Annotated in this window: 13 protein-coding genes; 7 read left to right on the forward strand and 6 right to left on the reverse strand. The window is 71.3% G+C overall.

The window, feature by feature from the left end; translation table 11 throughout:
* Positions 1-13 precede the first annotated feature (13 nt).
* Positions 14-2,554: a DNA ligase D gene (gene ligD, locus WIX39_RS07140; protein WP_409194741.1), complete on the forward strand. Its 2,541-nt coding sequence runs from the start codon at positions 14-16 to the stop codon at positions 2,552-2,554.
* Positions 2,555-2,686: 132 nt separating this feature from the next.
* Here the strand turns inward: ligD and WIX39_RS07145 are convergent, their stop codons facing one another.
* Positions 2,687-3,505, reverse strand: a complete 819-nt coding sequence (locus tag WIX39_RS07145; RefSeq protein ID WP_409194742.1) for a transglutaminase-like domain-containing protein — start codon at positions 3,503-3,505, stop codon at positions 2,687-2,689.
* Between the two features lie 281 nt (positions 3,506-3,786).
* Here WIX39_RS07145 and WIX39_RS07150 point away from each other — a divergent pair, with 281 nt between their 5' ends.
* The 5 genes from WIX39_RS07150 to WIX39_RS07170 all read left to right on the forward strand — a co-directional run bounded on the left by WIX39_RS07150 (position 3,787) and on the right by WIX39_RS07170 (position 16,072).
* The gene (locus WIX39_RS07150) at positions 3,787-3,936 is read left to right on the forward strand and encodes a hypothetical protein (protein ID WP_172839840.1); all 150 of its coding nucleotides are present in this window, start codon (positions 3,787-3,789) and stop codon (positions 3,934-3,936) included.
* Between the two features lie 35 nt (positions 3,937-3,971).
* Positions 3,972-6,167: a catalase HPII gene (katE, locus tag WIX39_RS07155; RefSeq protein WP_234382127.1), complete on the forward strand. Its 2,196-nt coding sequence runs from the start codon at positions 3,972-3,974 to the stop codon at positions 6,165-6,167.
* A gap of 156 nt (positions 6,168-6,323) precedes the next feature.
* A complete protein-coding gene (locus WIX39_RS07160) occupies positions 6,324-8,501 on the forward strand; it encodes a CHAT domain-containing protein (protein ID WP_409194743.1) in 2,178 nt (725 codons plus the stop codon).
* A 321-nt stretch (positions 8,502-8,822) separates the two neighbouring features.
* Entirely contained in the window at positions 8,823-10,535 is a 1,713-nt protein-coding gene (locus WIX39_RS07165; protein ID WP_409194744.1) for a ShlB/FhaC/HecB family hemolysin secretion/activation protein, read from the forward strand.
* Positions 10,536-10,537: 2 nt separating this feature from the next.
* Positions 10,538-16,072, forward strand: a complete 5,535-nt coding sequence (locus tag WIX39_RS07170) for a filamentous hemagglutinin N-terminal domain-containing protein (RefSeq protein WP_409194745.1) — start codon at positions 10,538-10,540, stop codon at positions 16,070-16,072.
* A 10-nt stretch (positions 16,073-16,082) separates the two neighbouring features.
* On the opposite strand, the gene WIX39_RS07175 is transcribed toward WIX39_RS07170, so the two are convergent.
* Positions 16,083-16,964, reverse strand: a complete 882-nt coding sequence (locus WIX39_RS07175) for a hypothetical protein (protein WP_409194746.1) — start codon at positions 16,962-16,964, stop codon at positions 16,083-16,085.
* 95 nt (positions 16,965-17,059) lie between these two features.
* Here WIX39_RS07175 and WIX39_RS07180 point away from each other — a divergent pair, with 95 nt between their 5' ends.
* Positions 17,060-18,811 (forward strand): glycosyltransferase family 2 protein, encoded by a 1,752-nt coding sequence (locus WIX39_RS07180; RefSeq protein WP_409194747.1) that lies wholly within the window; start codon positions 17,060-17,062, stop codon positions 18,809-18,811.
* On the opposite strand, the gene WIX39_RS07185 is transcribed toward WIX39_RS07180, so the two are convergent.
* From WIX39_RS07185 to WIX39_RS07200, 4 genes are all read right to left on the reverse strand, one after another.
* Positions 18,802-19,596, reverse strand: coding sequence for a hypothetical protein (locus WIX39_RS07185; protein ID WP_409194748.1), 795 nt, complete (start codon positions 19,594-19,596; stop codon positions 18,802-18,804). The two genes, WIX39_RS07180 and WIX39_RS07185, sit on opposite strands and share 10 nt — an antisense overlap.
* A gap of 34 nt (positions 19,597-19,630) precedes the next feature.
* Positions 19,631-21,592 (reverse strand): hybrid sensor histidine kinase/response regulator, encoded by a 1,962-nt coding sequence (locus WIX39_RS07190; protein ID WP_409194749.1) that lies wholly within the window; start codon positions 21,590-21,592, stop codon positions 19,631-19,633.
* Positions 21,589-22,692 carry an ABC transporter substrate binding protein gene (locus WIX39_RS07195; protein WP_409194750.1) on the reverse strand — a complete coding sequence of 368 codons (1,104 nt, stop codon included), beginning with the start codon at positions 22,690-22,692 and terminating at the stop codon, positions 21,589-21,591. The genes WIX39_RS07190 and WIX39_RS07195 overlap by 4 nt, the downstream gene beginning before the upstream one ends.
* Positions 22,693-22,873: 181 nt before the next feature.
* A complete protein-coding gene (locus WIX39_RS07200) occupies positions 22,874-24,766 on the reverse strand; it encodes an ATP-binding response regulator (protein ID WP_081265868.1) in 1,893 nt (630 codons plus the stop codon).
* Between the last annotated feature and the right edge of the window lies 1 nt (position 24,767).

Here is a 24,767-nt window from a genome sequence, read left to right on the forward strand (position 1 = left end):
GAGGCACGCGGCCATGGGCACCACGGCATCGGCGGCGCGCAAGGCACTGGCGCGCTACCACGGCAAGCGCGACTTCTCGCGCACGCCCGAGCCTGAGGCCGGCGGCCAGGCGGGCAAGGGCGTGCTGTCCTTCGTGATCCAGAAGCACCACGCGAGCCACCTGCACTACGACTTCAGGCTGGAACTCGACGGCACGCTCAAGAGCTGGGCCGTGCCGAAGGGGCCGTGCCTCGACCCGAGCGTGAAGCGCATGGCGGTGCACGTCGAGGACCATCCGATCTCCTACGCCGGATTCGAGGGCACCATTCCGCCGAAGCAGTACGGCGCGGGCAGCGTCATCGTCTGGGACCGCGGCGACTGGCTGCCCGAGGGCGACGCGCGCAAGTCGCTCGCGGCCGGCAAGCTCAAGTTCGAGCTGCGCGGCGAGAAGCTGCACGGCCACTGGACGCTGGTGCGCATGCACGGCAAGGGCGATGAGTCGCACGAGCCCTGGCTGCTCATCAAGGAGCGTGACGCCGAGGCCCGCCCGCTCGCCGACTACGACGTGCTCGAAGCGCAGCCGGCGAGCGTGCTGAGCGGACGCGGCGTGGACGAGGTGGGGCAGCCGGCGAAGAAGGCACCGGACAGGGCGCCTGCGAAGGCAAGCGCGAAGGCGGTGAAAAAGGCGGTGAAGAAGGCAGTGAAGAAGGCAGTGAAGAAGGCAGTGAAGAAGACAGCGCTTCCCGCCAGCCTCCAGCCCCAGCTCGCCACCCTTGCGTCGTCGCCGCCTGCATCGCGCGACGACTGGCTCTACGAGCTCAAGTTCGACGGTTACCGCCTGCTCGCGCGCATCGACAAGGGCAAGGTCCGCTGCTTCACCCGCAACGGCCACGACTGGACCGCCAAGCTGCCCGCGCTCGCCGCGGCGCTCGCGAAGCTGCCCACCGGCGCGGCATGGCTCGACGGCGAGATCACGGTGGAAGGCAAGAACGGCGCGCCCGACTTCCAGGCACTGCAGAACGCTTTCGACAGCGGCGCGACGTCGGCCATCGTCTACTGGCTGTTCGACGCGCCCTTTCTCGACGGCGAGGACCTGCGCGACATGCCGGTCGAGGAACGCCGCGCGCGGCTTGCAAAGCTCGTCGGCAAGAAACCGCCCGCGCCGCTGCGCCTGAGCGAGGCCTTCGACGCGGCGCCGGGCGACCTGCTCGCGTCGTCCGCGCGCATCGGCTTCGAGGGCATCGTCGGCAAGCGCAAGGGCTCGCCTTACGTGTCGCGCCGTTCGCCCGACTGGATCAAGCTCAAGAACCAGCGGCGCCAGGAGTTCGTGATCGGCGGCTACACCGCGCCCAAGGGCTCGCGCGCCGGCTTCGGCGCGCTGCTGCTGGGCGTGCACGACGAGGCCACCGGCCGGCTGCGCTACTGCGGCAACGTCGGCACCGGCTTCGACGCGAAGCGCCTTGCCGACGTCAAGGCCCGGCTCGACAAGCTGGCGACCGAGGACTGCCCGTTCTCGCCGCAGCCTTGCGGCGTCAAGGCACAGTGGGTCAAACCCACGCTGGTGGCCGAGGTCTCGTTCGGCGAGTGGACGCGCGAAGACCGCGTGCGGCACGCCGTGTTCCAGGGCCTGCGCGCCGACAAGCCCGCGCGCGATATCCGCCGCGAGCAGCCGGAGGAAGGAAACATCACCCCCATGGCCCAGAAGATCACTCATGCCGACCGCGTGATCGACAAGCACAGCGGCATCACCAAGGGCCAGCTCGCGGCCTACTACGACAGCGTGGCCACGCTCATGCTGCCGCACCTGCGCGGACGGCCCGTGTCGCTGGTGCGCGCGCCCGAGGGCGTGGGCGGCGAGCTGTTCTTCCAGAAACATCTGCAGAACAGCGAGATCCCCGGCGTGCGCCTGCTCGATCCCGCGCTCGACCCCGGCCACGAGCCGCTGCTGCAGATCGACACCAAGACCGGGCTGCTGGGCGCGGCGCAGATGAACGTGATCGAGCTGCACACCTGGAACGCCACCTCGCGCGCCATCGGCAAGCCCGACCGCATGACCTTCGACCTCGACCCCGGCGAAGGCGTCGCGTGGCCGCAGATCCAGGAGGCGGCCATTCTGGTGCGCACCCTGCTGGACGAACTGGGCCTGCCTTCATTCCTCAAGACCAGCGGCGGCAAGGGCCTGCACGTGGTGGTGCCGCTGCGCCGGCAGTACGACTGGGACATGGTCAAGGGCTTCTCGCAGGCAGTGGTGGCGCACCTGGCCGAGACCATTCCGTCGCGCTTCGTGGCCAAGAGCGGGCCGCGCAACCGGGTGGGCAAGGTGTTCGTCGACTACCTGCGCAACGGCTTCGGCGCCACCACGGTGAGCGCGTGGTCGGCGCGCTCGCGGCCGGGGCTGGGCGTGTCGGTGCCGGTGGCGTGGGACGAGCTGCCCACGCTCACGGCCGCCGACCAGTGGAACGTCGGCAACGCGGCCGAACGCTTCGCTACCGGCAACAAGCCGTGGGCTGCGATGGAGCGCAGCCGCAAGGGCCTGGCCGCCGCGATGAAACTGCTGGGCTACAGCGGCAAGTGAGGTATTTCTCCCTCCCCTTCCGGGGGAGGGCAGGGGTGGGGGCACGACGGCGTTCGAGACAGCACCGTGCCTGCACGAGGGCCGGCCCCCATCCCAACCTTCCCCCGGAAGGGGAAGGCGCAAGACGAACAACTACTGCAGCACTTCTTCCGTCGTCACCTCGAAGCGCTGCAGCGTGTTCGCTCCGAACACCATCGTGATCGGAACGTCCGCCGCGTCGCGCCCGCGCGCGATCACCACGCGCCCGATGCGCGGCGTGTTGTGCCGCGCGTCGAAGGTGTGCCAGCGGTTGCCCAGGTACACCTCGAACCAGGCGCTGAAGTCCATCGGGTAGCGCACCGGCGGAATGCCGATGTCGCCCAGGTAGCCCGTCACGTAGCGCGCGGGAATGTTCATGCAGCGGCACAGCGTGATCGCCAGGTGCGCGAAGTCGCGGCACACGCCGGTGCGTTCGCGGTAGCCCTCCAGCGCGGTGCGGGTGGCGCGCGCGTTCTGGTAGTCGAAGCGCAGGTGCCGGTGCACGAAGTCGCAGATCGCCTGCACGCGCGCCCAGCCGGGCGTCACGCTCGAGAAGTTGGCCCATGCGAAACCCAGCAGCTCGCTGTCGACCTCGCAGTAGCGGCTGGGCAGCACGAAGGGCAGCGTCTCCACGGGGAGGTCGGCCGTCGCGTGCTCCACCGCGCCGAAGTCGACTGCATCGGGCCAGCCGGTGTCGTACACCGTCGCGTGGTTGCGCAGCCGCACTCTGCTCACGCCCGGGGGCACGTGCACTCGCGCGCACTGGTTGCCGAAGCTGTCCGTGTAGTGGTCCGTCACCAGTGGCGGGCTGATGGTGATGTGCTCGCCGTCCTGCAAGTCGCCGGCGCGCGACGGATGCACCTGCAGCATGTAGATCAATGCCGTGGGGGCGGTGACGCCGAGCTCGATGTCGAAACCGATCCTGATCTGCATGAAGTTCTTTCTTCCCTGGAATGGCCCGGGCACTGATGACAAGCACGATGAGTGCCACGTGTTCCACATGCTATGCGACGCGGGTTGCACAGCCACGCATCCAGGACGCGCGACCCGGCGTAGGCCGCCGCCATGCGCTGTCGGCGCGCTCCTACCGCCTGCGCGCTTGTTCTCCCACAGAGGGGGGCGGGGGGCCACTACGGGTTACTTCGCTCACCAAACATAACCTTGCGAGCAACCTGCATTGTGTGTATGGCTGTACTAGTTCCTCGGAGGGAATCATGGAGTTTTCAACGCTGTTCGACTCGCTCACCGGTGCGTGGGGAGACGAGATTCTTGTGTGGGCCGTCGCCGCGGTGGCCGGTTGCATTTGCCTGATCGCGCTGGTGAACGTGCTCGACATGTTCCTGGACAACAACGAAATGGGCTGAGCGCCCTACCCATGAAAGATTCCAGCAAATCCCCGATGACGCCACAGAACAAGGCCGCTGCGGGCCGCCGCGCGAGCGCCGCCAAGGCGAGCGACGGCAGCAGCGCCAAGCAGCAGCAGCTCGAAGGCTTCACGGTCGAGCATCCGCCGACCCTGACCACCAACCAGGGCCTGCAGATTCCCGACAACCACAACTCGCTCAAGGCGGGTGTGCGCGGGCCCACGCTGCTCGAAGATTTCATCCTGCGCGAGAAGATCACGCACTTCGACCACGAGCGCATTCCCGAGCGCGTGGTGCATGCGCGCGGGTCCGCGGCGCACGGCTACTTCCAGGTCTACAAGTCGATGTCGCAGTTCACCTGCGCCGACTTCCTGCAGGACCCCGACCAGAAGACGCCCGTTTTCGTGCGCTTCTCGACCGTGGCCGGCTCGCGCGGATCCGCCGACACGGTGCGCGACGTGCGCGGCTTCGCCGTCAAGTTCTACACCCGCGAAGGCAACTACGACCTGGTGGGCAACAACATCCCGGTGTTCTTCATCCAGGACGCGATGAAGTTCCCCGACCTCATCCACGCCGTCAAGCCCGAGCCGCACCACGAGATGCCGCAGGCCGCGAGCGCGCACGACACCTTCTGGGACTTCGCCTCGCTCATGCCCGAGAGCACCCACATGCTGATGTGGGCCATGAGCGACCGCGCCATTCCGCGCAGCCTGCGCATGATGGAAGGCTTCGGCGTCCACACCTTCCGCTTCATCAACAGCCGCGGCGAGAGCCACTTCGTGAAGTTCCACTGGAAGCCCAAGCTCGGCATCCATGGCCTGGTGTGGGACGAGGCACAGAAGATCGCCGGCAAGGACGCCGACTTCCACCGCCGCGACCTGTGGGAAGCCATCGAGAACGGCGACTTCCCCGAATGGGAACTCGGCGTGCAGATGATTCCGCAGGACAAGGAACACTCGCTGGGCTTCGACCTGCTCGACCCCACCAAGCTCATTCCCGAAGAGATGGTGCCGGTGCAGAAGATCGGGCGGCTGGTGCTCAACCGCAACCCGGACAACTTCTTCGCCGAGACCGAGCAGGTGGCCTTCCACCCGGGCCACGTGGTGCCGGGCATCGACTTCAGCAACGACCCGCTTCTGCAGGGTCGCCTGTTTTCGTACACCGACACGCAGATCTCGCGCCTGGGCGGCGCGAACTTCCACGAACTGCCCATCAACAAGGCCGTGTGCCCGTTCCACAACATGCAGCGCGACGGCATGCACCGCCAGACCATTTCGCGCGGCCAGGTGGCCTACGAGCCCAATACGCTGGGCAGCGGCGCCGAGTTCCGCGTGGACGGCGGCAGCCACGGCTTCCAGTCGTTCCCCGAAGAAATCGATCCGCCGAAGGTGCGCCGCCGCAGCGCCTCGTTCGACGATCACTTCACGCAGGCGCGCCTGTTCTTCAACAGCCAGAGCGCGGCCGAGAAGGAACACATCATCGCGGCCTTCCGCTTCGAGCTGTCGAAGCTGGAGGTGCCGGCCATCCGCCAGCGGGTGGTCGACAACCTCGCGCACGTGGACGAGAAGCTCGCGCGCCGCGTGGCCGAGCCGCTGGGCATCGGCGAGCCCGATGCCAAGGCGGCGGCAGGCCGCGCAGGCTTTCGCGAACACCGCATGACGCTGCCCATCGAGGAGTCGCGCGCGCTCAGCATGGCCGACACCGGCGACGGCTCCATCCGCACCCGCAAGATCGCGATCCTGGTGGCGGACGGTGTCGACTCGGCTTCGCTCAAGCCGATCCGCGACGCGCTCGAGCAGGCCGGCGCGCAATGCAAGACGGTGGGCCCGAAGCTGGGCACCGTCGCCAGCGCGTCGAAGCGGCAGATCGATGTCGACATGACCTTCGCCAACACGCCGTCGGTGATGTTCGACGCCGTGCTGGTGCCCGCGGGCAGCGAGAGCGCCGCGGCCATGAGCGGCATCGGCGATGCGGTGCACTTCGTGCTCGAGGCCTACAAGCACTGCAAGGCGATCTGCACCGTGGGCGAGGGCGTGCGGCTGCTGTCCTCGCTGGGCATCGGCGCGGACGTGCCGCCGGCCGACGCGCCGGCCGGCGTGGTGGTGGCGGCGACGCCCGTCACCAACATGGGCGACACCACGGCCGCGACGCAGGTGGCGAGCGACTTCATCGCGGCCATCGCGAAGCACCGCCATTGGGACCGGGCGAACATCGACGCCGTGCCCGCCTGAACCGCGGCAGTCCTAGTTCGTTTGCGCTAGACCGTATTGCGAATAGGCGCGGCGGGTGGCCGCTCCTAGACTCCGCCCCGAGGCCTGAACGGCGCCCACTTCCGAGGCGCCGGCCGCCCGCTTGCAGCGGGTGCATGGGCCCGACGCGGGGGTCCAATGGCTTGGTTTTCCAGTTGGGGATGGGAGCGTCCCGCATGTGGCCGCGCGGGCCTTGCGGTGGCGCTGGGTCTTGCGGGCGTTCTTCTCGCCTCCGGCATCGGTTCCCCGGCGGCGGCGCAGCAGCAACAGCAGCAACGCGCGCAGGCGCCGACCGGTGCCGAGGCCGCCGCCGACCGCATGGAGCAGGCACGGCTCGCCGACACCGACACCCTGCTGGCCCTGACCAGCGAAGGCGCGGTGCTCTACGGGCAGGACAGCGTCAAGCTCTCCGGCTACCAGTACTGCAGCCAGGCCGTGGCACTGGCCGAGGCGGGAGAGTTCCGCCAGAGCGTGCGTGCCGCCAGCAAGGCGCTGCACCTGGCCAACGCCACCAACGACCCCAACCTGATGGCCATGGCCAACCGCGACCTGGCCATCGTCTACAGCTACTCCGGCCAGCTGGAGAAGGCCGAGGAATTCGCGCGCGAGGCGCTGCGCCATCAGGCGCGCGACCCCAAGCTGGTGGTGGGCCCGGTGCAGAAGGTGATCGGCGACGTGCGCACGCGCCGCGGCGACTTCTCCGGCGCGGTGCTCAGCTATGACGAGGCGCTGGCCAACAGCTCGCCGCGCTATGCGCCGCTGGTGCAGGCCTCGCTGGTCAATGCGCTGATCGAAGCGGGCGACACCGCGCGGGCGCGCGAGCTGATCGGCACCATGGCCCCGCCCAAGGACGCGCCGCTCACCGCGCAGCTCGACCGCACCCGCGCGCGCCTGCTGCTGGCCGAGAACAAGCCTGCCGAGGCGCGCGATGCCTACCGCGCGCTCACCGCGCGCCAGGTGGGCGCCGACACGGAGTACTACCGCCTCTGGGCCTGGGACGGCGTGGCGCGCAGCGAACTCGCGCTGGGCCAGAAGCAGGCGGCGGCCGAGGCCGTGGGCCGCGCGCTGGGCGACGTCGACAAGGTGCGCGCGAAGTTCCGCAGCGAAGAATTCAAGATGGGCCTGTTCTCGGACCTGCAGACGGTGTTCGAGCGCGGCGTGGCCGTGTACAGCGACGCGGGCGATGCGCGCCAGGCCTTCGAGGTGAGCGAGCACAGCCGTTCGCGTGCGCTGCTCGACGCGGTGCGCGGCCGCGCGAAGATCAACGAGCAGGCCGCCAACACCATCGACCTGCCGGCGCTGCAGGCCACGCTGGCGCCCGACGAGCGCGTGGTGCAGTTCCATTCGCTGCCCGACCGGCTGGTGGTGTGGGTGGTGAGCGCGAACAGCATCACCGAGAAGACCGTGGCGGTGAAGCGCGACGAACTCAACGAGCTGGTCGAGACCTTCCGCAATTCCATCGTGCGCGGCCGCCGCACGGCCATCACCAACGCCGACAAGCTGGGCGCCGCGCTGCTCGGGCCGCTGGGCCTGGCGCCGGGGCAGAGGCTGATCGTGGTGCCGCACGGGCCGCTGCACTACCTGCCGTTCCAGGCGCTGCGGCTGGACGGGCGCTACATCATCGAGACGCACCCGGTGGCCGTGGCACCGTCGATCAGCATCGCGGTGCAGCTCGCGCAGCGCACCCCGCGCGTGAACGCGTCGCTCACCGCCTTCGGCAATCCGCGCATCGAGGACAAGTACGACCTGCCCGGCGCCGAGACCGAGGTGAAGCAGCTCGCGCAGCTGTTCCCGCGCAACACGGTGTACATGGGCGCCGCCGCCACCAAGACGCAGTTCCGCGACGTGGCCTCGCGCTCGCCGCTGATGCATGTGGCCGCGCATGCGGAGGCCGACGCGGTCGATCCGCTGTATTCGCGCATCCTGCTGGCCAACGAGGGCGGCAAGCAGAATTTCCTGGAGGCCCACGAGATCCTCGGCCTGCCGATGGACGGCACCGCGCTGGTCACGCTGTCGGCCTGCGAGTCGGGGCTGGGGCGCATCGCGCAGGGCGACGAGGTGCTGGGCTTCACGCGCTCGTTTCTCTCGGCCGGCAGCTCGAGCCTGATCGCGTCGCTGTGGCCGGTGTCCGACGACGCCACGGCGGTGCTCATGAGCACGCTCTATGGCGAGCTGGCCAGGGGCCGCGACATCCAGAAGGCGATGCAGGCGGGGCAGCTTGCCGTGTTGAAGGACCCCAAGATGTCCCATCCCTTCTTCTGGGCACCGTTCAACCTGATCGGCAACTGGCGTCTAACGGTGGGGGGGGCGACATGAAGCTTTGGTTCTTGTTCGATGTTCTTTGTTCGGGGCGCGATCACGGCGACGGGGTGCCTTGCTCCGCGAATGTCCCCCGGCCTGCGGCCTCCTCCTTTGTTTCGCTGCGCAAGGCACCCCGCCGGCGTGATCGTTGGACAGAGCGTTCGTCGATCGGCCGTGAAACAGCAGCGTGTCCAGTGCACAGGGTGCCGGGTGCTCCCCGCAGCGAAATAAAGGAGGAGGGGCGCAGCCCCGGGGGACATTCGCGGAGGGGAGTACCCGGTGCCCTGTGCACGCGCCCCGAAACAACAGCAGCACAACGCAGCACAGAGCACTGAGATGCAAGCCCGCCACCCCCTGACGCCCACGGCCTTCGCAGCAGCAACCCTGTTCAGCGCGGCATTGCTGATCGCAGCCCAGAGCACGCACGCAGCAGAGACCGAAGAAACAAACACGCTGCTCCCCACACAAGATCCCTGCGGCACTTGCGATCGGCCCCTGGCACAAGCACCAGGCACCGTCGCACCGCAAAGCCTGCCCGCACCGCCCAGGCCTGCAGGCGCGTCGTTCAGGCTCAACGACCTGCGCCTCAACGGCGTCAAGGCACTCAGCAACGAAGAGCTGCAGGCCATCACATCGCCCTACATCGGGCGCGACGTCACGCTCTCGGAGCTCGAGGAACTCGCCAAGGCCATCACCGCACGCTACAAGGAACGCGGCTACTTCCTCGCCCAGGCCGTGGTGCCCGTGCAGACCGTGCGCGACGGCATCGTCGAGATCAGCGTCATCGAAGGCCGCCTCGGCAAGGTCGAGGTCGTCGTCGCGCCCGACGCGCCCATCGCCGAGGCGCGCGTGCGCGGCTTCCTCGCGCCGCTTCAGCCCGGCGAAGCCGTCAGCGCGCCGGCCTACGAACGCGCGATGCTGCTGCTGTCCGACCAGCCCGGCATCAAGGTTTCCTCCGGCCTGCAGGAAGGCTCGCAGCCCGGCACCACCGACCTGTCCGTCGAGGTGGCGCCCGCGCCGCGCTGGGCCTTCACCGCCGAGGGCGACAACCACGGCACCAAGGAATCGGGCCGCTACCGCGTGGGTGGCACCGTGCGCTGGCTCAGCCCCTTCGGCATCGGCGACAACCTCGATGCGCGGGTGATGGTGTCCAACGGCAACGCGCTGCAGTTCGGCCGCGTCTCTTACGAGGCGCCCATCGGCACCAGCGGCTTGCGCGCCGGCGTGGGCCTCTCGCGCGTGAGCTACGACCTGGGCGGGCAGTTTTCCGACCTCGAGGCCCAGGGCCGCGCCAACGTGTTCGACGTGTCGCTCAACTACCCGCTGATCCGGCAGCGCCAGCAGAACCTCTTCCTGCGCCTGAGCGCCGACAGCAAGGACCTCGACGACGAAATCCGCGCGTTCGAGTACGACGCCAGGAAGCGCGTGCGCGGCTTCGGCGTGGGATGGACCTGGGAGCGGCGCGACGACGTGCTGGGCGGCGGCTACTGGGCCAGCTCGGGCACGCTTTACCACGGCTCGCTGTCCATCCGCGACCCGCAGGGCCGGGCCGACGACCAGGCCTTCGGCGGGCGCCACACCGAAGGCGGCTTCAACAAGCTGAGCTTCCAGCTGTCGCGGCTGCAGGCCATCGTGCCGCGGCATTCGCTGTACCTCTCCATCGGCGGCCAGTGGGCGAGCAAGAACCTCGATGCCTCCGAGAAGCTCGCGCTCGGCGGCGCGCGCGCGGTGCGGGCCTATCCGTCGGGTGAACTGCTCGTGGACCAGGGCCTGATCGGCACCGTCGAATGGCGCTGGTCGGTGAACGAAGAGCTGACGCCCTTCGCGTTCTACGACGCCGCGCGCGGCCGGCTGCAGCGTCACCCCTCGCCGTTCGACGGCGAGAACTCGCGCAGCCTGCGCGGCTACGGCATCGGGCTGAGCTGGTCGCGGCCGGGCAATTTCTCGATCAATGCGACCCTGGCATGGCGCGACGGCACGCCGCGGCCGCAGACCGATGGCGGAGGCCGCGGCCCGCGGCTGTACGTCCAGGTTCAAAAGGCGTTCTGACCATGAAGCCACGCAAACTCAAACCTCTCGCACCGCGCCTCGCGCTGCGTCCGCTGGCCTTGTCGCTGGCCTGCATGGGCATGGCGCCCGCGCTCGCGCAGGTCATCCTGCCGAGCTACCAGCCGGGCATGTTCACCACGCAGGGCATGGTGACGGTGAACCCGGTCCTCACGGCCACGCCGCGCGGCGGCCAGGCGCTCGGCATCACGCAGGGATCGCTGCGCGCGATCATCGACTGGAACAGCTTTTCCATCGGCGCGAAGGACGCGGTCAACATCCAGCAGGCCATGGGCAGTTCGAGCATCCTGCTGAACCGCGTGAACGGCAACGAGCTGTCGACCATCGCGGGCCAGCTCACGGCCAACGGCCGGGTGTTCCTCATCAACCCCAACGGCGTGCTGTTCAGCCAGGGCGCGAGCGTCAACGTGGGCGGGCTCTTGGCCTCCACGCTGGCCATGACCACCAGCGACGCGAATTTTCTCGACGGCCAGACCCGCCTTGCCTTCGAGCGTGCCGACATCGGCACCGCCACCGTGCGCAACCTCGGCGACATCACGGCCACCGGCGGGCCGGTGGTGCTGATGGGCGCGGGCGTGGGCAACGAGGCCACCGGCACCATCACCGCCGACGGCCAGACGGTGGCGCTGGCGTCGGGCCGCAAGATCACGCTGGACATCGGGGGCGACGGCCTCACCAGCCTCAACATCCTGACGGATTCGCAAGCCGCCAGTGCATCGGTCGCCAACAGCGGCACCCTGCAGGCCAACGCAGGCCGGGTGGTGCTGGTGGGCCAGTCGATCACGCCCGGCGAGCTGGTGGTAAACCAGAGCGGCACGGTGCGCGCCAACTCGCTCGGCATGAAGAACGGCGAGATCGTGCTGAGCGCGGGCGCCAACAACGAAGTGCGCGTCGGCGGCACGCTGCAGGCCACATCGACCGGTACGGTGGCGGGCGGGCGCATCACGGTGGCCGCGGGCAAGGTGCGCGTGGAAGGCGCCACGCTCGACGCAAGCGGCGAGGCCGGCGGCGGCACGGTGCAGCTGGCGGCGCTCGGCGGCCTGTCGGTGGGGCCGACCACCGTGCTGCGCGCCGACGGCAGCGCGGGCAACGCCGCGGGCGGCGAGATCCGCATCGGCGCGGCCGACTACACGACGCTGCCCGGCGCGGCCGGCGCGCCGCCAACGGACACCGTGCTGGGGCTGCACCTGTCGGGCGAGCTGTCGGCGCAGGGCTCCGGCAGCGGCAAGGGGGGTGCGATCTCCACCAGCGCGAATGCGATCGAGGTCGCAAGCGATCTTTCGGTGTCCGCGGCAGGGGGCGCCAACGGTGGCGCCAACGGTCAGTGGAGCCTGCAGTCCGAAAAACAGATCGTCGTCACGGCCACGGCGCCGGCGTACGACGCGGGCGCCTATCCGAGCGCAGGCGGCGCAGCCTCCAGCCAGCTGAGCGACGCGGCCATCGGCGGCGCGCTCGGGCGTTCGACCGACGTGGTGCTCGGCAGCAACGCACGCAACGCCGAAGGCGGGCAGGAGCCCCTGGGCGTGGTGTTCGACACCGCTTCCGCGGTGGTGAAGAGCGCGGGCGGCACCGCATCGCTGCGCGTCGATTCGGCCACCGGCATCGGCATGTCCGACCGGTCGTCGATCAGGTCCACGTCGGGTCCGCTGAACGTCGACTTCAACGCCGACGCGGCCGGTGCGGCGCTGCCGGCCACCGACATGCCGATCACCGACACGAACGGCATGCGCATCGCGCCCATCGTCCTGACCGGCGCGACCATCGAGACCAACGGCGGCAATGTGCGCTTCTACGGCCAGAGCGATGCGCAGAACGGGCGCGCCATCGGCTACACCGACGACACCTACTTCAACGTGCCGTTCGAGAGCGCCGGCGTGCAGGTGACGGGCGGCCGCATCTCGACCTGCGCGCCGGGTGCCGCCAGCTGCGCGCTGGGCGGCAGCATCAGCCTGCGCGGGCAGGGCGGCACCGTGGTGTCGAGCTCCACTTTTTCCGGCAGCACCGGCGTGCTGATCACCGGCGCGGAAATCATCAGCGGCAGCGGCGGCATCACGCTCGACGGTGTCGGCGGCCTGGGCGGCGCGGGGGTGTCGATAGGGCAGACGTTCAACGACGGCCCCCCGGACACGCGCAGCCGCATCGCATCGGGCAGCGGCGAAATCAGCGTGCGCGGCGCCACCCGCGGATGGAGCGACACCGACCAGGTCGCCGACTGGTCGTCGCGCGCGGTGTCGGTGGGCGTGGCGGTGAGCGGCACCGACATCGCCACCGGCGGCAACGTGCGCGTCGAGGGCACGGGCGCCGACCTGGGCGCGCTGCTGGCCAACGACCAGTTCCGCAAGCTGTCGGCATCCTCCACCATCGGCGCCTCGCGCGGCGTGACCGTGGGCGACACGGGCATCGTGGCGGGGCGGGGCAAGCGCATCGACGTCGTGGGCACCACCGGCAGCGCGGGCGTGGTGTACGACTTCAACGGCGACCCGCAGCCGCCGGCGGGCGCCATCGACGAAGGACTCACGCCGGCGGCGGTGTGGATCCGCGCGAGCGGCGCCGGCCAGGGCCTGCGGGCCGAGGGCGGGCAGATCGCGGTGAGCGGCGGCAGCGGCGACGTGCTGCTGCAGCGCGGCGCGCAAACCGATGCCCTGCTGAGCACGGCGAGCGGCGACGGCGCGGGCGGCGGCATCACCGTCACCGGCCGCAACATCTACGCCGGCGCGCTGGCCGGTGCCGCCGGCACGCTGGCCGACGCGAGCGGCGCGGGCACGGGCGGCGACGTGCGCCTGCAGGCCACCACGCGCACCAGCGACAACACAGGCGGCATGCTCGCGCTGGCGCCGGGGCTGTCGGTGCTGGCCGACAGCGCTTCCGCCACGGGCAACGGCGGCAGCATCCGCCTGCTGGCGGACAACAGCCTGCGCGCGCACGGCACGCTGAGCGCGCGCGGCGGGGCGGCCGGCGGCAACGGCGGCTTCATAGAGACCTCCGGCGGCAACCTGGACCTGACCGGCATTCGCGCGAACGCGGGTGCGCCGGCGGGCGCCGCGGGCACCTGGCTGGTCGACCCCTACGCGGTGGCCATCGTCAGCGGCGCCGGCGCCGGCACGCTGCCGACCAACCCCTTCGACGCGCTGTCGAACTCGACGATCCAGGACGGCGACATCAACGCCGCGCTCAACGGCGGCGCCAGTGTGAAGATCACCACCGGCACGGGCGGCGTGGGCACGGGCAGCATCACGCTGGCCAACGACGTGCTCATCGACTACACCGCCGCTGCCGGCGCGCTGAGCTTCGAGCTCGACTCGGGCAGCAGCATCCAGGCCAACGGCGTGGGCACCGTCATCCGCTCCTCGGGCGCGGGCGGGCCGCTGAACGTGGTGTTCAACGCGGGCTTCAACCCCGACGGCACGCCCTCCGGCTCCATCGGCACCATCACGTACAACGGCAGCATCGACACGCGCGGCGGCAGCGTCGCCATGACCGCGCGCGGCGACGGCACGCCGGGCAGCGGGCGGATCGGCATGAACGGCGCGAGCGTGCAGACCGGCGGCGGCGCCGTCACGCTCTACAGCGGCCAGCCGGGCGCACCCACCGGCTATGTGACGCTGGTCGATTCGCAGATCGACACGCGCGTGGGGCAGAGCAACGCCGGCGCGGGCGGCGCGGTGCAGATCGCGGGCGGCAACGTCACGCTGGCGGGCGTGCAGCTGGCGAGTTCGAGCGGCGCCATCGACATCCGCGGCAGCTCGGCGGACTGGAACAGCGGCGTGGTCATCACCGACGGCCGCGCGGCTTCGGCGCTGTCGACGACCAGCGGCAACATCACGGTGCAGGGCGTGGCGCGGCGCCAGGCTTCGTCGACCTTCGCGGGCTCTTACGGCGTGCTGGTGAACGGCGGAAGCAGCATCGCCAGCGGCAGCGGCACCATCGCGCTGCGCGGCTACAACTTCAACAACGACCCGACGGCGCCCGCCGTGGGCGGCGACAGCGGCGTGCGCCTGGAAAACGGTGCACGCATCACGACCACCGGCGGTGGCGGCATCGAGATCACCGGCCGCTCGGCCAACGGCGGCGCCGGCGTTGCCATCGAGGCCGGCGGCTCGCCGACCTTGCCGGGCGCGCTGCCGGTGGTGCAGGGCAGCGGCAACGTGGTGCTGCGCGCGGTGAACGACGGCAGCACCGACGCCATCGTGATCGGCGCGCCGGTGAGCGCGGCAGGCGCCATCGACCTGCGGCCGGGCGGCATGGATCAGAACTTCGCCGCGTCCGATGCCACCACCGCACCCGTGGTGCTCGGCGGCGCGGGCACCGGCGGCTTCTCGGTCTCGGGCGCCGAGTTCGCGCTGCTGGGCGCGCCCACCATCGTCGCGGGCAGCAACACGCAGGCGGCGGACATCACCGTGGCCGGGCCGCTGTCGGCTTCGGGCGCGCTGACGCTGCAGAACGACGGCGGCGGAAACATCGCCGTCAACGGTGCGATCAATGCCACGCAGGTCGGGCTGCTGTCGGCCGGCAACATCACGCAATCGGCTGCGGGCGTCATCAATGCCACGAGCCTGCTCGCACGTTCGCTCCAGGGCAGCGTCGACCTGCGCAACCCGGCGAACAACGTGGCCGTCGTGGGCGGCGGTGCCGCGGGCGGGTTCGGCTACGTGGACGCCAATGCGGTCACCATCGGTGCGCCGAGCGTCGCCGGCTTCGACGCCGCCACCAACCAGGCGGCAACGGCCGGCGTGGCGTCGATGGCGGCCAACACGGTGTTCGTGCGCACCTTGGCCGACGACCTCACGCTGGGCACCACGGTGGCCGGCGGGGCGGGCACCGACCTGGTGGCGGCCGCGCGTTTCCAGAATCCGGGCGGCTTCGCCATCGGCGGCGGTGCGTGGCGCATCTGGGCCGACACCTGGGTGGGCGAGGCGCGCGGCGGCCTCGCCGGCACCGGCACGCTGCCCAACCTGTATCACTGCGCCTACCTGGGCCTGTGCACGGTGACGGTGCCGGCCGGCGGCAACCACTTCATCTATGCGCAGCAGCCGACGGCCACCGTGACCATCGGCGACGCCGCACGGCCGCAGGGCGCGCCGAATCCGCTTTTCACGTACAGCGTGAGCGGGCTGATATTGGGCGACAACGCGTCGAGCTTCAGCGGTGCGCCGGGCACCAGCGCCAACGCCGGCAGCCCGCCGGGCAGCTACCCGATCGACGGCGCCTTCGCGTCGGCCGCGGGCTACGCGGTGCGCGTGGTGCCGGGCACGCTGCGCGTGGATGCGGCCCCCGTGGTGGCGCAGTTCAGCCCGGCCGATCTGCCCACGGTGGACGTGTTGCGCGAGCTGCCTTCCACCTACCTGTACGACCGCAACATCGGCCAGGCACCGATCTGCCTGGCCACCGGCCCGCTGGACGGCGACCGCGCCTCGCAGGCCGGCGACGTGCTGGCGCGCGAATGGTCGCGCGTGCGCTCGCGGCCCAACCTGTTGAGCTGCGTGAACACCGAGCGGCGCAACGGATGTTCGGACTTCTGAGCGCGCGGCTTCAATGCGGCGGCCGCGCGCTGATGACGAAGAGCTGCGCCATCAGGTCGGCCAGCAACTGCAGCTGCGGATCTTGCGTGAGCGCCGCATGGCGATAGGCACCGACGTGGGCTTCGAGCTCGGGCGCGTCGAGCGGGCCGGCGAAGAAAAGCCGCCGCAGCGCGCCCGACAGCGCGTCGTTCCCGGCCGCGCGCGGCCGGTCGTCGATGGTGCTTTGCGCATGGCTCGACAGCGCCGGTGTGGCCAGGAACGGCGCGAGCACGGCGGCACGGATGCGGCCGTCGTGCACCAGCGTGTTGAGCGTCATGTCGAAGGCCAGCGCCGGGCCCGCGGCCAGCGCCTCGCGCAGCAGCGGTGGCAGCGTGCGCAGGCCCTGCGGCGTGACCAGGTAGGCCACCGCGCCCCAGTTGTAGAGGCCCCGCGCATCGAGAATCTCCACGCCCCCGATGGCATCGCGCGGCATGCCCGCGCCGTGCGCGTCGTGCGGCAGGTGCTTGCGCAACGCCTGCCAGAGCGCCAGCAGGCCGGGCGCCGAAATGCCGGGCATGCACTCGAGGAACACCAGGTCGAATCCGCCGAGCTGCGCAAGCGCATCGGGCTGGCGCAGCAGCGGCGGCAGCGCGCGGCTCAGCAGCGCGTCGTCTTCGAGCACCAGGAAGAAGTCGCCCGGCGGCGCACTGTCGATGGCGCCTGCATGCGAAAGAAAACAGGCGTGCTCGCGCGGGCTCACCGGGGCGTCCGGCAAGGCGGCGTGCGCGGGCAGCCCGTGCGTGCCGGTCGCCTCCAGGCGGGCGATGCCCGGCAGGCCGAGCGCGCGCAGCTGCAGTTCCATGGCCTCGCGGCGCGCGATGCTGTCTTGCAGGTTGATGAAGCAGCCGTTCATGATGGCGGTATGACGCTGGTGGGAACACGGGCACGTGAAGAAGCATTGTCTCGCGGCGCGGCCGCCGGCGAGGACGCGTCCGGGCGGGGCCGCGCATGACCGCGCCCGGCGCGGCGCGGCCGTGGCTCAGCGTGGTGATGCCGTTCTATCGCAAGCTGGCCGAGTTCGAGCGCGTCGTCGCGCTCAACGCGCCGTTCTGGTCGCGCCCCGGCATCGAGGTGGTGATCGCGCTCGACGATGCGAGCGAGGAAAAGGGGCTGCGGCAACTGCTCGCGCGCTTTCCCGGCGTTGCCTGGACCCTGCTGGCCAACGACCGCGCGCACGCGTGGCGCCCGCCGAGCTGTGCGATCAACGCGGGCGTGCGCCACAGCGCGGGCCGCTTCGTGTTCGTGCATTCGCCCGAATCCGCTTACGTGGGCGATGCTCCCGCCATCGCGCTGCATGCGGCCATGCAGGGCGGCCGGGGCGTGGCGGTCGGCCGCGTCGGCTTCGCGCGGTTCGACGAACTGGACGCTGCGCCGGAGCCCGGCGCCCATGCTATGCCTGCCGCGCTGGCCACGCTGTTCGCACACGCCGTGCCCGACGCGCTCTACCTGCGCACCTTCTACGGCTCCCTGTGCTGCGCGCGCGAGGCTTTCGATGCCGTCGGCGGCTACGACGAATCGCTGGCGCGCTGGGGCGGCGACGACGACAACTTCCGCGTGCGCCTGGAGATGGCCGGCTGGCAACTGCTGGCCTGCGCCGACCTGAAGCTGCTGCACCTTTCTTTCGAGGCGCGCGACGGCAGCGAGCAGTTCGACCCCGACAACGACTGGGCATGCTGCACCCCGGCCACCGCGCGCGCGAACGAGGGCGCGGAGCGCCGCGCGTGGGGCTGCGACTTCACGCGCATCGCTCGCACGGACGCCGCTGCGTTGCCGCCGTCGCCGCAGGACGCGCCACCCTGGCTGCGCCCCGCGCCCGTGTTCGCGATGGGTTCGCGCCTGCAGTGCGAGATTTGCGCGCGCATGGTCCACCACGAGCCGGCGCCGCACTTTCATTGCCCGCGCTGCAGCAAGGAAGCGCCACGACGCCTGACCGCGCGCCCGCGCATCGTCTGCGTGATGCAGCTGCGCAACGAGGCGCGGCTGCTCGAGGGCTGCCTCGCGCACCTGCGCGCGCATGTCGACGGCTTCGTGCTGCTCGACGACGGCTCGACCGACGAGACGGCGCACATCGCACGGCGCGAGCCCAAGCTGCTCGAGCTGCTGTCGAACCCGCCGGCGCCGGCGCAAAGGCACGCATGGAACGAGCGCGAGAACCGCCGCCGCCTGCTCGAATGCGCACGCGCGCACGGTGCCGGCTGGGTGCTGGCGTGCGATGCCGACGAGCGCTACGAGACGCTCTTCCTCGACAACCTGAATGCCATCGTCGATTCGCTCTCCGAGACGCAGCTGTCCTGCCTGTCGGTCGCGATGCGGGAACTGTGGGACGCGCCCGACCGGTTCCGCATCGACGGCCCGTGGGCGCACAAGTCGCGCGCCTGCCTGTTCCGCCTGCCGCAGGAGATCGCTTTTGCGCAGGCGCCGGCGCTGCATGGACCGTGGTACCCCGACGCGGTGGCGCAACACGGCGTGATGTACCGCAGCTACTACCGGCTCTACCACCTGAAGATGATTCGCCGCGAAGACCGCGTCGCGCGGCGCGACCTGTACCGGCGCCTCGACCCCGAGCGACGCCTGCAGCCCATGGGCTACGACTATCTTGCCGAGGAAGGGCCGGCGTTGCGGCTTGCCGCGGTGGCGCCCGGGCGCGGCTATGCGCTCGCGAGCCTGCCGAAGGACCTGGCGGCGCTGCTTCAGGCCTGACCTTCGGACGGGCCCGCGGACATCGCCAGCGAACGCGAAAAATCGCCGCGGTAGGTGCGCGTGCCGGTGTGGCTCAGCCGCGAGCGCGTGTCGACGAACACCTGCCCGCCGATCGACTGCCAGCGCCGGCAGAAGGCGAAATCCTCGCTCAGGTAACGGCCGTTGCCGGGTTCGGCCCACACGTCGAAGAAGCGGTAGTGCGCCTGCGCGGCCGCCTGCGCGTCTTCCATGTGGTCGGGCGTGTAGCGCAGCTGCGGCATGGCCTGCGCGAGCCGGGTGAAAACGCTGCGCTCGATCAGCATGAACCCGGTGGGGGCGTCCAGCACTTCGGCGAAGCCGTCGGCGTCCACGCCGGCGTTTTTCAGGTTCACCGGGAACACCGCGTGGCGCGCCTCGAAGTCTTCGCGCGTGCTGCCCGCGGGCAGCGCCTGCGCCAGGCCCTCGCCCGGCCAGCCGTCGCTCTTGTGCGGGTACACGCCGGCCACCACCGCGCGGTCCGCCAGCAGCAGCCGCAGCGCGGCCTCCGGCTCGAAGCCGATGTCGGCGTCGATCCAGAACAGATGCGTCCAGCGCGCGTCGGCCATGAACTCCGCCACCAGCCTGTTGCGAGCGCGCGGGATCAGGCTGTCGCCGTCGAGGAATCGCGTCTGCATTGCGAAGCCGTGCCGCCACGCCAGGTTGGCCAGGCCGAGCAGGCTGCGCACGTAGTCGCTGGTGAGCTGGCCGGTGTAGCTGGGCGTGGCGATGAAGGGGCGGATCTGCGGGAGGGCGTCGATGGAGAGCATGGGCGGTCCGGGTGTGGATGGTCTTGCGCGGTCGTCAGCTTGCCGCAACCTGCCGCCGCGTGGTGAGCAGCGCGCGCAGCTTGGCCGGCGCCACCGGCTTGGTCAGCAGCATCACGCCGCCCTGGCGCAGCCGCTGCAGCACGTCGGGCCCGGTCGCGCCCGACACCAGCACCGCGAGCGCGTCGGGCTGCAGGCGCTTGGCGGCGTCGAGCACGTTCACGCCGTCGTCGTCGCCCGCCAGCTGCAGGTCGCACAGCACGGCGTCGTAGCGCACGCCGCCGCCGCCCAGCCGCGCGATGGCCTCGGCGCCGGTGGTCACGCAGTCGACCTGGCAGCCCCATTGCGCCAGCAGCGTGCGGGTGCCTTCGAGGATGGCGGGGTCGTCGTCCACCACCAGGCAGCGCAGGCCGGCCAGCGGCGCGGGCGCGAACTGCGGCGGCTCGGGCGGCGCCGCGTCGGCGGCGCGCGCGGCGGGCAGGGTGAAGGCGAAGGTGCTGCCGGCCTGCAGCGCCGAGCGCACGGTGATGCGCGTGCCCAGCAGCGTGGCGATGCGCGCGCAGATCGCCAGCCCCAGCCCGAAGCCGCGCCGGCGGTCGCGCTCGGTGTTGGCCACCTGGTAGAACTCTTCGAAGATGCGGCCCTGGTGGATGGGCGCGATGCCCACGCCGTTGTCGCGCACCTCGATGCGCACGCCCGCTGCGCAGCGCCGCGCGGCCACCAGCACGGTGCCGCCTTCGGGCGCATGGCGCAGCGCGTTGCTCACCAGGTTGCCGACGATGCGCCGCAGCATGGCCGCGTCGGTGCGCACCGCCAGGCCCCGGTCGCTCCAGTGCAGGCGCACGCGCGCCTGCGCCGCCGCGGCGGCATGCTGCGCGTCGATCTGGTCGAACAGCGCGTCCAGCGATACCTTGGCGATCGCCGGCGTGAGCACCTGCGCGTCGAGCCGCGAGATCTCCAGCAGGTCGTCGAGCAGCACGCCCATGAACTCGGTGCTCTCCTGCAGCCGCAGCACGGCCGGGCGCTGCGCCGGCGTGGCGCCGGGCAGCAGGCCGTCGATGAACAGGCCCATGGCATGCAGCGGCTGGCGCAGGTCGTGGCTGGCGGCGGCCAGGAAGCGCGCGCGCGACAGCGCCGCCTGCTCGGCCTCGGCCATGCGCTGCAGCGCCACGGCAGTGGCCTCGCGCACGCGCTCCTCGCTGACCTGGCGGTTGTGCTGCAGCCGCTCGGCGAGCCGGTCGATGTCGTGCGCCAGCACCGCCAGCTCGTGCGTGCCGCGCGTGCCGCCTTCGACCACGCCGCAGCGCACGTCGAACTGCCCGGTCTCCAGCGCGGCGACGGTGCGCGACACGCGCCGCAGCGGCCGCGCCACCGTGCGCGCCATGTGGCGCACCGAGGCCCAGGCTGCGATCAGCGCCACCATCGCGATGCCGATGCCGGCAATGAGCGAGCGGCTGCGCTCGCGCGTGTAGGCCGTGGTGTCGCGGAAGGTCTGCACCAGGCCGATGGGCGTGTCGCCCGCCGCCGTGGACCCCGCGGGCGCGAAGGCGCTGGCGCGCGAGGCCTCGCGCAGCGTGACCGGCGAAGTGAACATGCGCAGCCGCGCGAGCGAGGTGGTCTTGGGCCCCGCGGTGACGAACACGCCCGCGCTGTTGCTGATTTCCACCCGCGTCACCTGCCCGCCGCGCAGCGCTGCATTGGCCACGTTCTGCAGCGCGGGCAGGTCGCCCGCATACAGGCTCAGGTCGGACATGGCCGCCACCTGCCGCGCGACCGCCTGGCCCTCGGCATCGAAGGCGGCTTCCAGCGTCTGCAGCCGGCTGTGCGTGAACCAGCCGGTCAGCGCCAGCGCCACCGCTGCGCACGGCACCACGCCGAGGCGGAACAGGTCGTTCTGCAGGTTGCCGCGCACCACCAGCGTGTGGTTGGGCGGCGGCGGCGATGCGGCGGGCGCCGCATCCGGTGCCGTGCCATTGGAGGGCCGCGCGGCGGTGCTCATCGCGGCGCCGCGAGTCGCTCGGTCAGTTCCCGTTCCTCCGGCAGGCGCAGGCCGAGTCCGCGTGCCACGGTGGCGTTGACGCGCACGCTGGCGGGCGTCGCCGCTTCCACCAGCGGGCCGTTGTTGCTGCTTGCGTTCGCGTTCGCGGCGGCCACTTTCTGGCCGAGCAGCCGTGCCTGCTGGGCGAGCTGCGAAGGCGTCGACACCGCCGCGGCCAGGCCGCCCGAGCGCACCAGCCCTTCGCTGGTGCCGAACACCGGAAGGCCCGCGCCGGCGCCCGCGCGAAGCACCGAGAGCGTGGCCGCCTGGTTGTCGCCGATCAGGTCGGGCAGCACCATCAGCGCATCGCTCTGCGGCACCACGATGCGCAGCGCGGCGGCCAGCGAGCGGGCGTCGGGCGCGTATTCGATGCGCACGTCCCAGGCCGGGTTGGCCACCTGGGCGGCGCGCTGCAACTCGCGCACCAGCGGCTCCGACTCGGGCGTGGCCACCACGCCCACGCGGTGCTTCTGCGGCAGCACCGCGCTCATCAGCGCGAGCTGGTCGGTCATGGCCGGGTCGCGCAGCAGCACGCCCACGCGGCGGTCGCTGCGCCGCAGGGCCGCCGGGCTCGCGGCCTTGAGCGTCTCGTAGTCGAGCCGGCTCAGCATCGCGAGCACCAGCGGCTCCTGGCCGGGCCGCTCGACCGCGGCGCGCGCGGCGGCCGGGCCGACGGCCATGGTCAGCGGGGCGTCGGCCGGTGCCGCGCGCAGGCCGCGGGTGCGCACGCCCGCATTGGCGGCGCGATCGGGGTCGGTGCCGGCGTCCGGCGCCAGCTGCGGCTCCGAAGACGGCGCGGCCCCGCCGGCCGGCAGCCGCACCAGCTCGAAGCGGCTGCCGGGTTCCTGGTCGGCGCGCAGCTGCTGCACGAACTCCGAGGACGCCGGAATGTCGTCGCCCATCAGCACGGTGAGGCTGGATGCAGCCGCCAGGCCCGTGGCTGACGCGGCCGCCGCGGCCAGCAGGGCCAGCGCGCCGCGCCGCACGCCCGCGCGCGGTTTCGCGGGGCGTCCTGGACGTCCGCGGAAGAGCGCGAAGATGTGGGGCACGGCAAGGAACATGGACTGCTTCCGCAGCAAGGGGCGATGATCCAATGTAAGGACCGCCCCTGCTTCTTGCGATAAGGCGGAGGGCTTATGTCAGTGGCCGCGGCGGCCTGCCCGCGTGACGAATATCACTGCGCGGCAGCCGCTCGGCCTATGTCCGACGGACTACCCGCGCACCTACCCCGCAAGGCGGCCGTCAGGCGTCCGCCAGCAGCGCGGCCGCGGCGGCGCGCTGCGCCTGGATGGCCTGGCGCAGCACGCGCGGCGACACCGGCTTGTAGAGCACCGTGATGCCCGCGTTGGCCACTTCGCGCAGCCGGTCGGGCTTGGTCTCGCCCGTCACCAGCAGCCGCGCGGTGCCGGGGCCGATGCCGCGCGGGTGCCGCTCCAGCGCCGCGATCACGTCGAGTCCGTTGTCGCCGCCCTGCAGCAGCAGGTCGCTGATGACCACGTCGGGCGGCTGCGCCCAGCCGTCGGCCATGGCCAGCGCCTCGGCGCGTGTCTGCGCGGGCAGCACCTCGGCGCCCCAGTTGGCGAGCACCACGCTCAGGCCTTCGAGGATGGTGCGCTCGTCGTCGATCACCAGGATGCGCACGTTGGCCAGGCTTTCCTCCTCCTCCATGCCGGCCAGGGCCACCGGCAGCGCCGGCACCGGCAGCGCGGCCGGCGCCGAGCGCACCTGCACCCGCACGCAGGTGCCCTTGTGCAGCTTCGAGCTGAGGTCGACGCGGGTGTTGAGCAGGTCGGCCAGCCGCTGTACCGTGGCCAGGCCCAGCCCCATGCCGCGCGCGCCGCGCGCCGCCTGCCGGCCGGTGGGCTCGACCTGGTAGAACTCCTCGAACACCCGCGCCTGGTGCTGCAGCGCGATGCCCACGCCGGTGTCGACCACGTCGATGCGCACGCCCTTGCCGCGCCGCCGCGCGCCGATCAGCACGCCGCCCTCGATGGTGTGGCGCAGCGAGTTCGACACCAGGTTGTTCAGGATGCGCGAGAGCATCACGTAGTCGCAGCGCACCCACACGTCGGTCTTGCGCACCACCAGCCGCAGGCCCTGCTGCTCGGCCACCGGGCGGAAGTTGCGGCTGATCTCGTCGAACAGCCGGTCGAGCGGGAAGTCGGCCCACTGCGGCTGCAGCACGCCGGCGTCGAGCTGCGACAGGTTCAGCAGCTCGGAGAACAGCCGGTCGAGCGAATCCACGCACTCGCGGATGTGGCCGATGCGCTGCAGCTTCACCGGGTCGGTCTCGCCGTTGGCCAGTCCGTCGGAGAACAGCGTGAGCGCGTGCAGCGGCTGGCGCAGGTCATGGCTGGCGGCGGCCAGCAGCCGGGTCTTGGCCTGGCTCGCCACTTCCAGCTGCTGGTTCTTGCGCGCCAGCTCGGCGGTGGCCTCGTTGATGCGGCTCTGCAGCAGCCGGTGGCTCTCGGCCAGCGCGCGCGCGGCCTGGTTGAAGCCGTGCTGCAGGTGGCGCACCTCCGACGTTCCCTCGATCGCCACGCTCGCGTCCTCGCCCGCGCCCAGCCGGTCCACCGCCTTGCCCAGCGCCCGGATCGGCTCGCTGATGCGCCGCGCGGCCCACCAGCCGGCCAGGCCCACGCCCGCCAGGCTGAAGGCCAGCACCAGCGCCACGTTGAGCCACACGGAACGCCGCGCGCTCTGCACCGCGCTCAGGCTGATCTCGACCATCACCTTGCCCGTGTGGCGGCCGTCGTCGCCCACGATCGGCACCACCACCTGCAGGCCCTCGCCGCGCGCGCGGTCGGAGGTCTCGGAGTTGGCGACGATCTCGCCGTCCTCGGTCCAGATCTGCACCTGCTGCACATGCGGCTGGTAGGTGCCCGACTGGGCGGTGCGCTGCAGCGCCCGGCGGTCCATGCGCGCCAGCGGGGCCTGCGCCACCGTGGCCACCTGCAGCGCGACCGTCTGCGCATTGGCCCGCATCAGCTCGGTGAGGTTGCCCAGGTGCTGGCGCGTCAGTACCGCGATGGCCGCCAGCGTGGCCAAGGCCGCCGGCACCAGCGCCAGCAGGATCAGCTGCTGCGCGAAAGTGAGGCGGGCCAGGCCGCGGAGGACGCGGAAGTTCCAGTTCATG

Source organism: Variovorax sp. AB1(2024), assembly GCF_037482385.2.
Lineage (GTDB): Bacteria > Pseudomonadota > Gammaproteobacteria > Burkholderiales > Burkholderiaceae_C > Variovorax.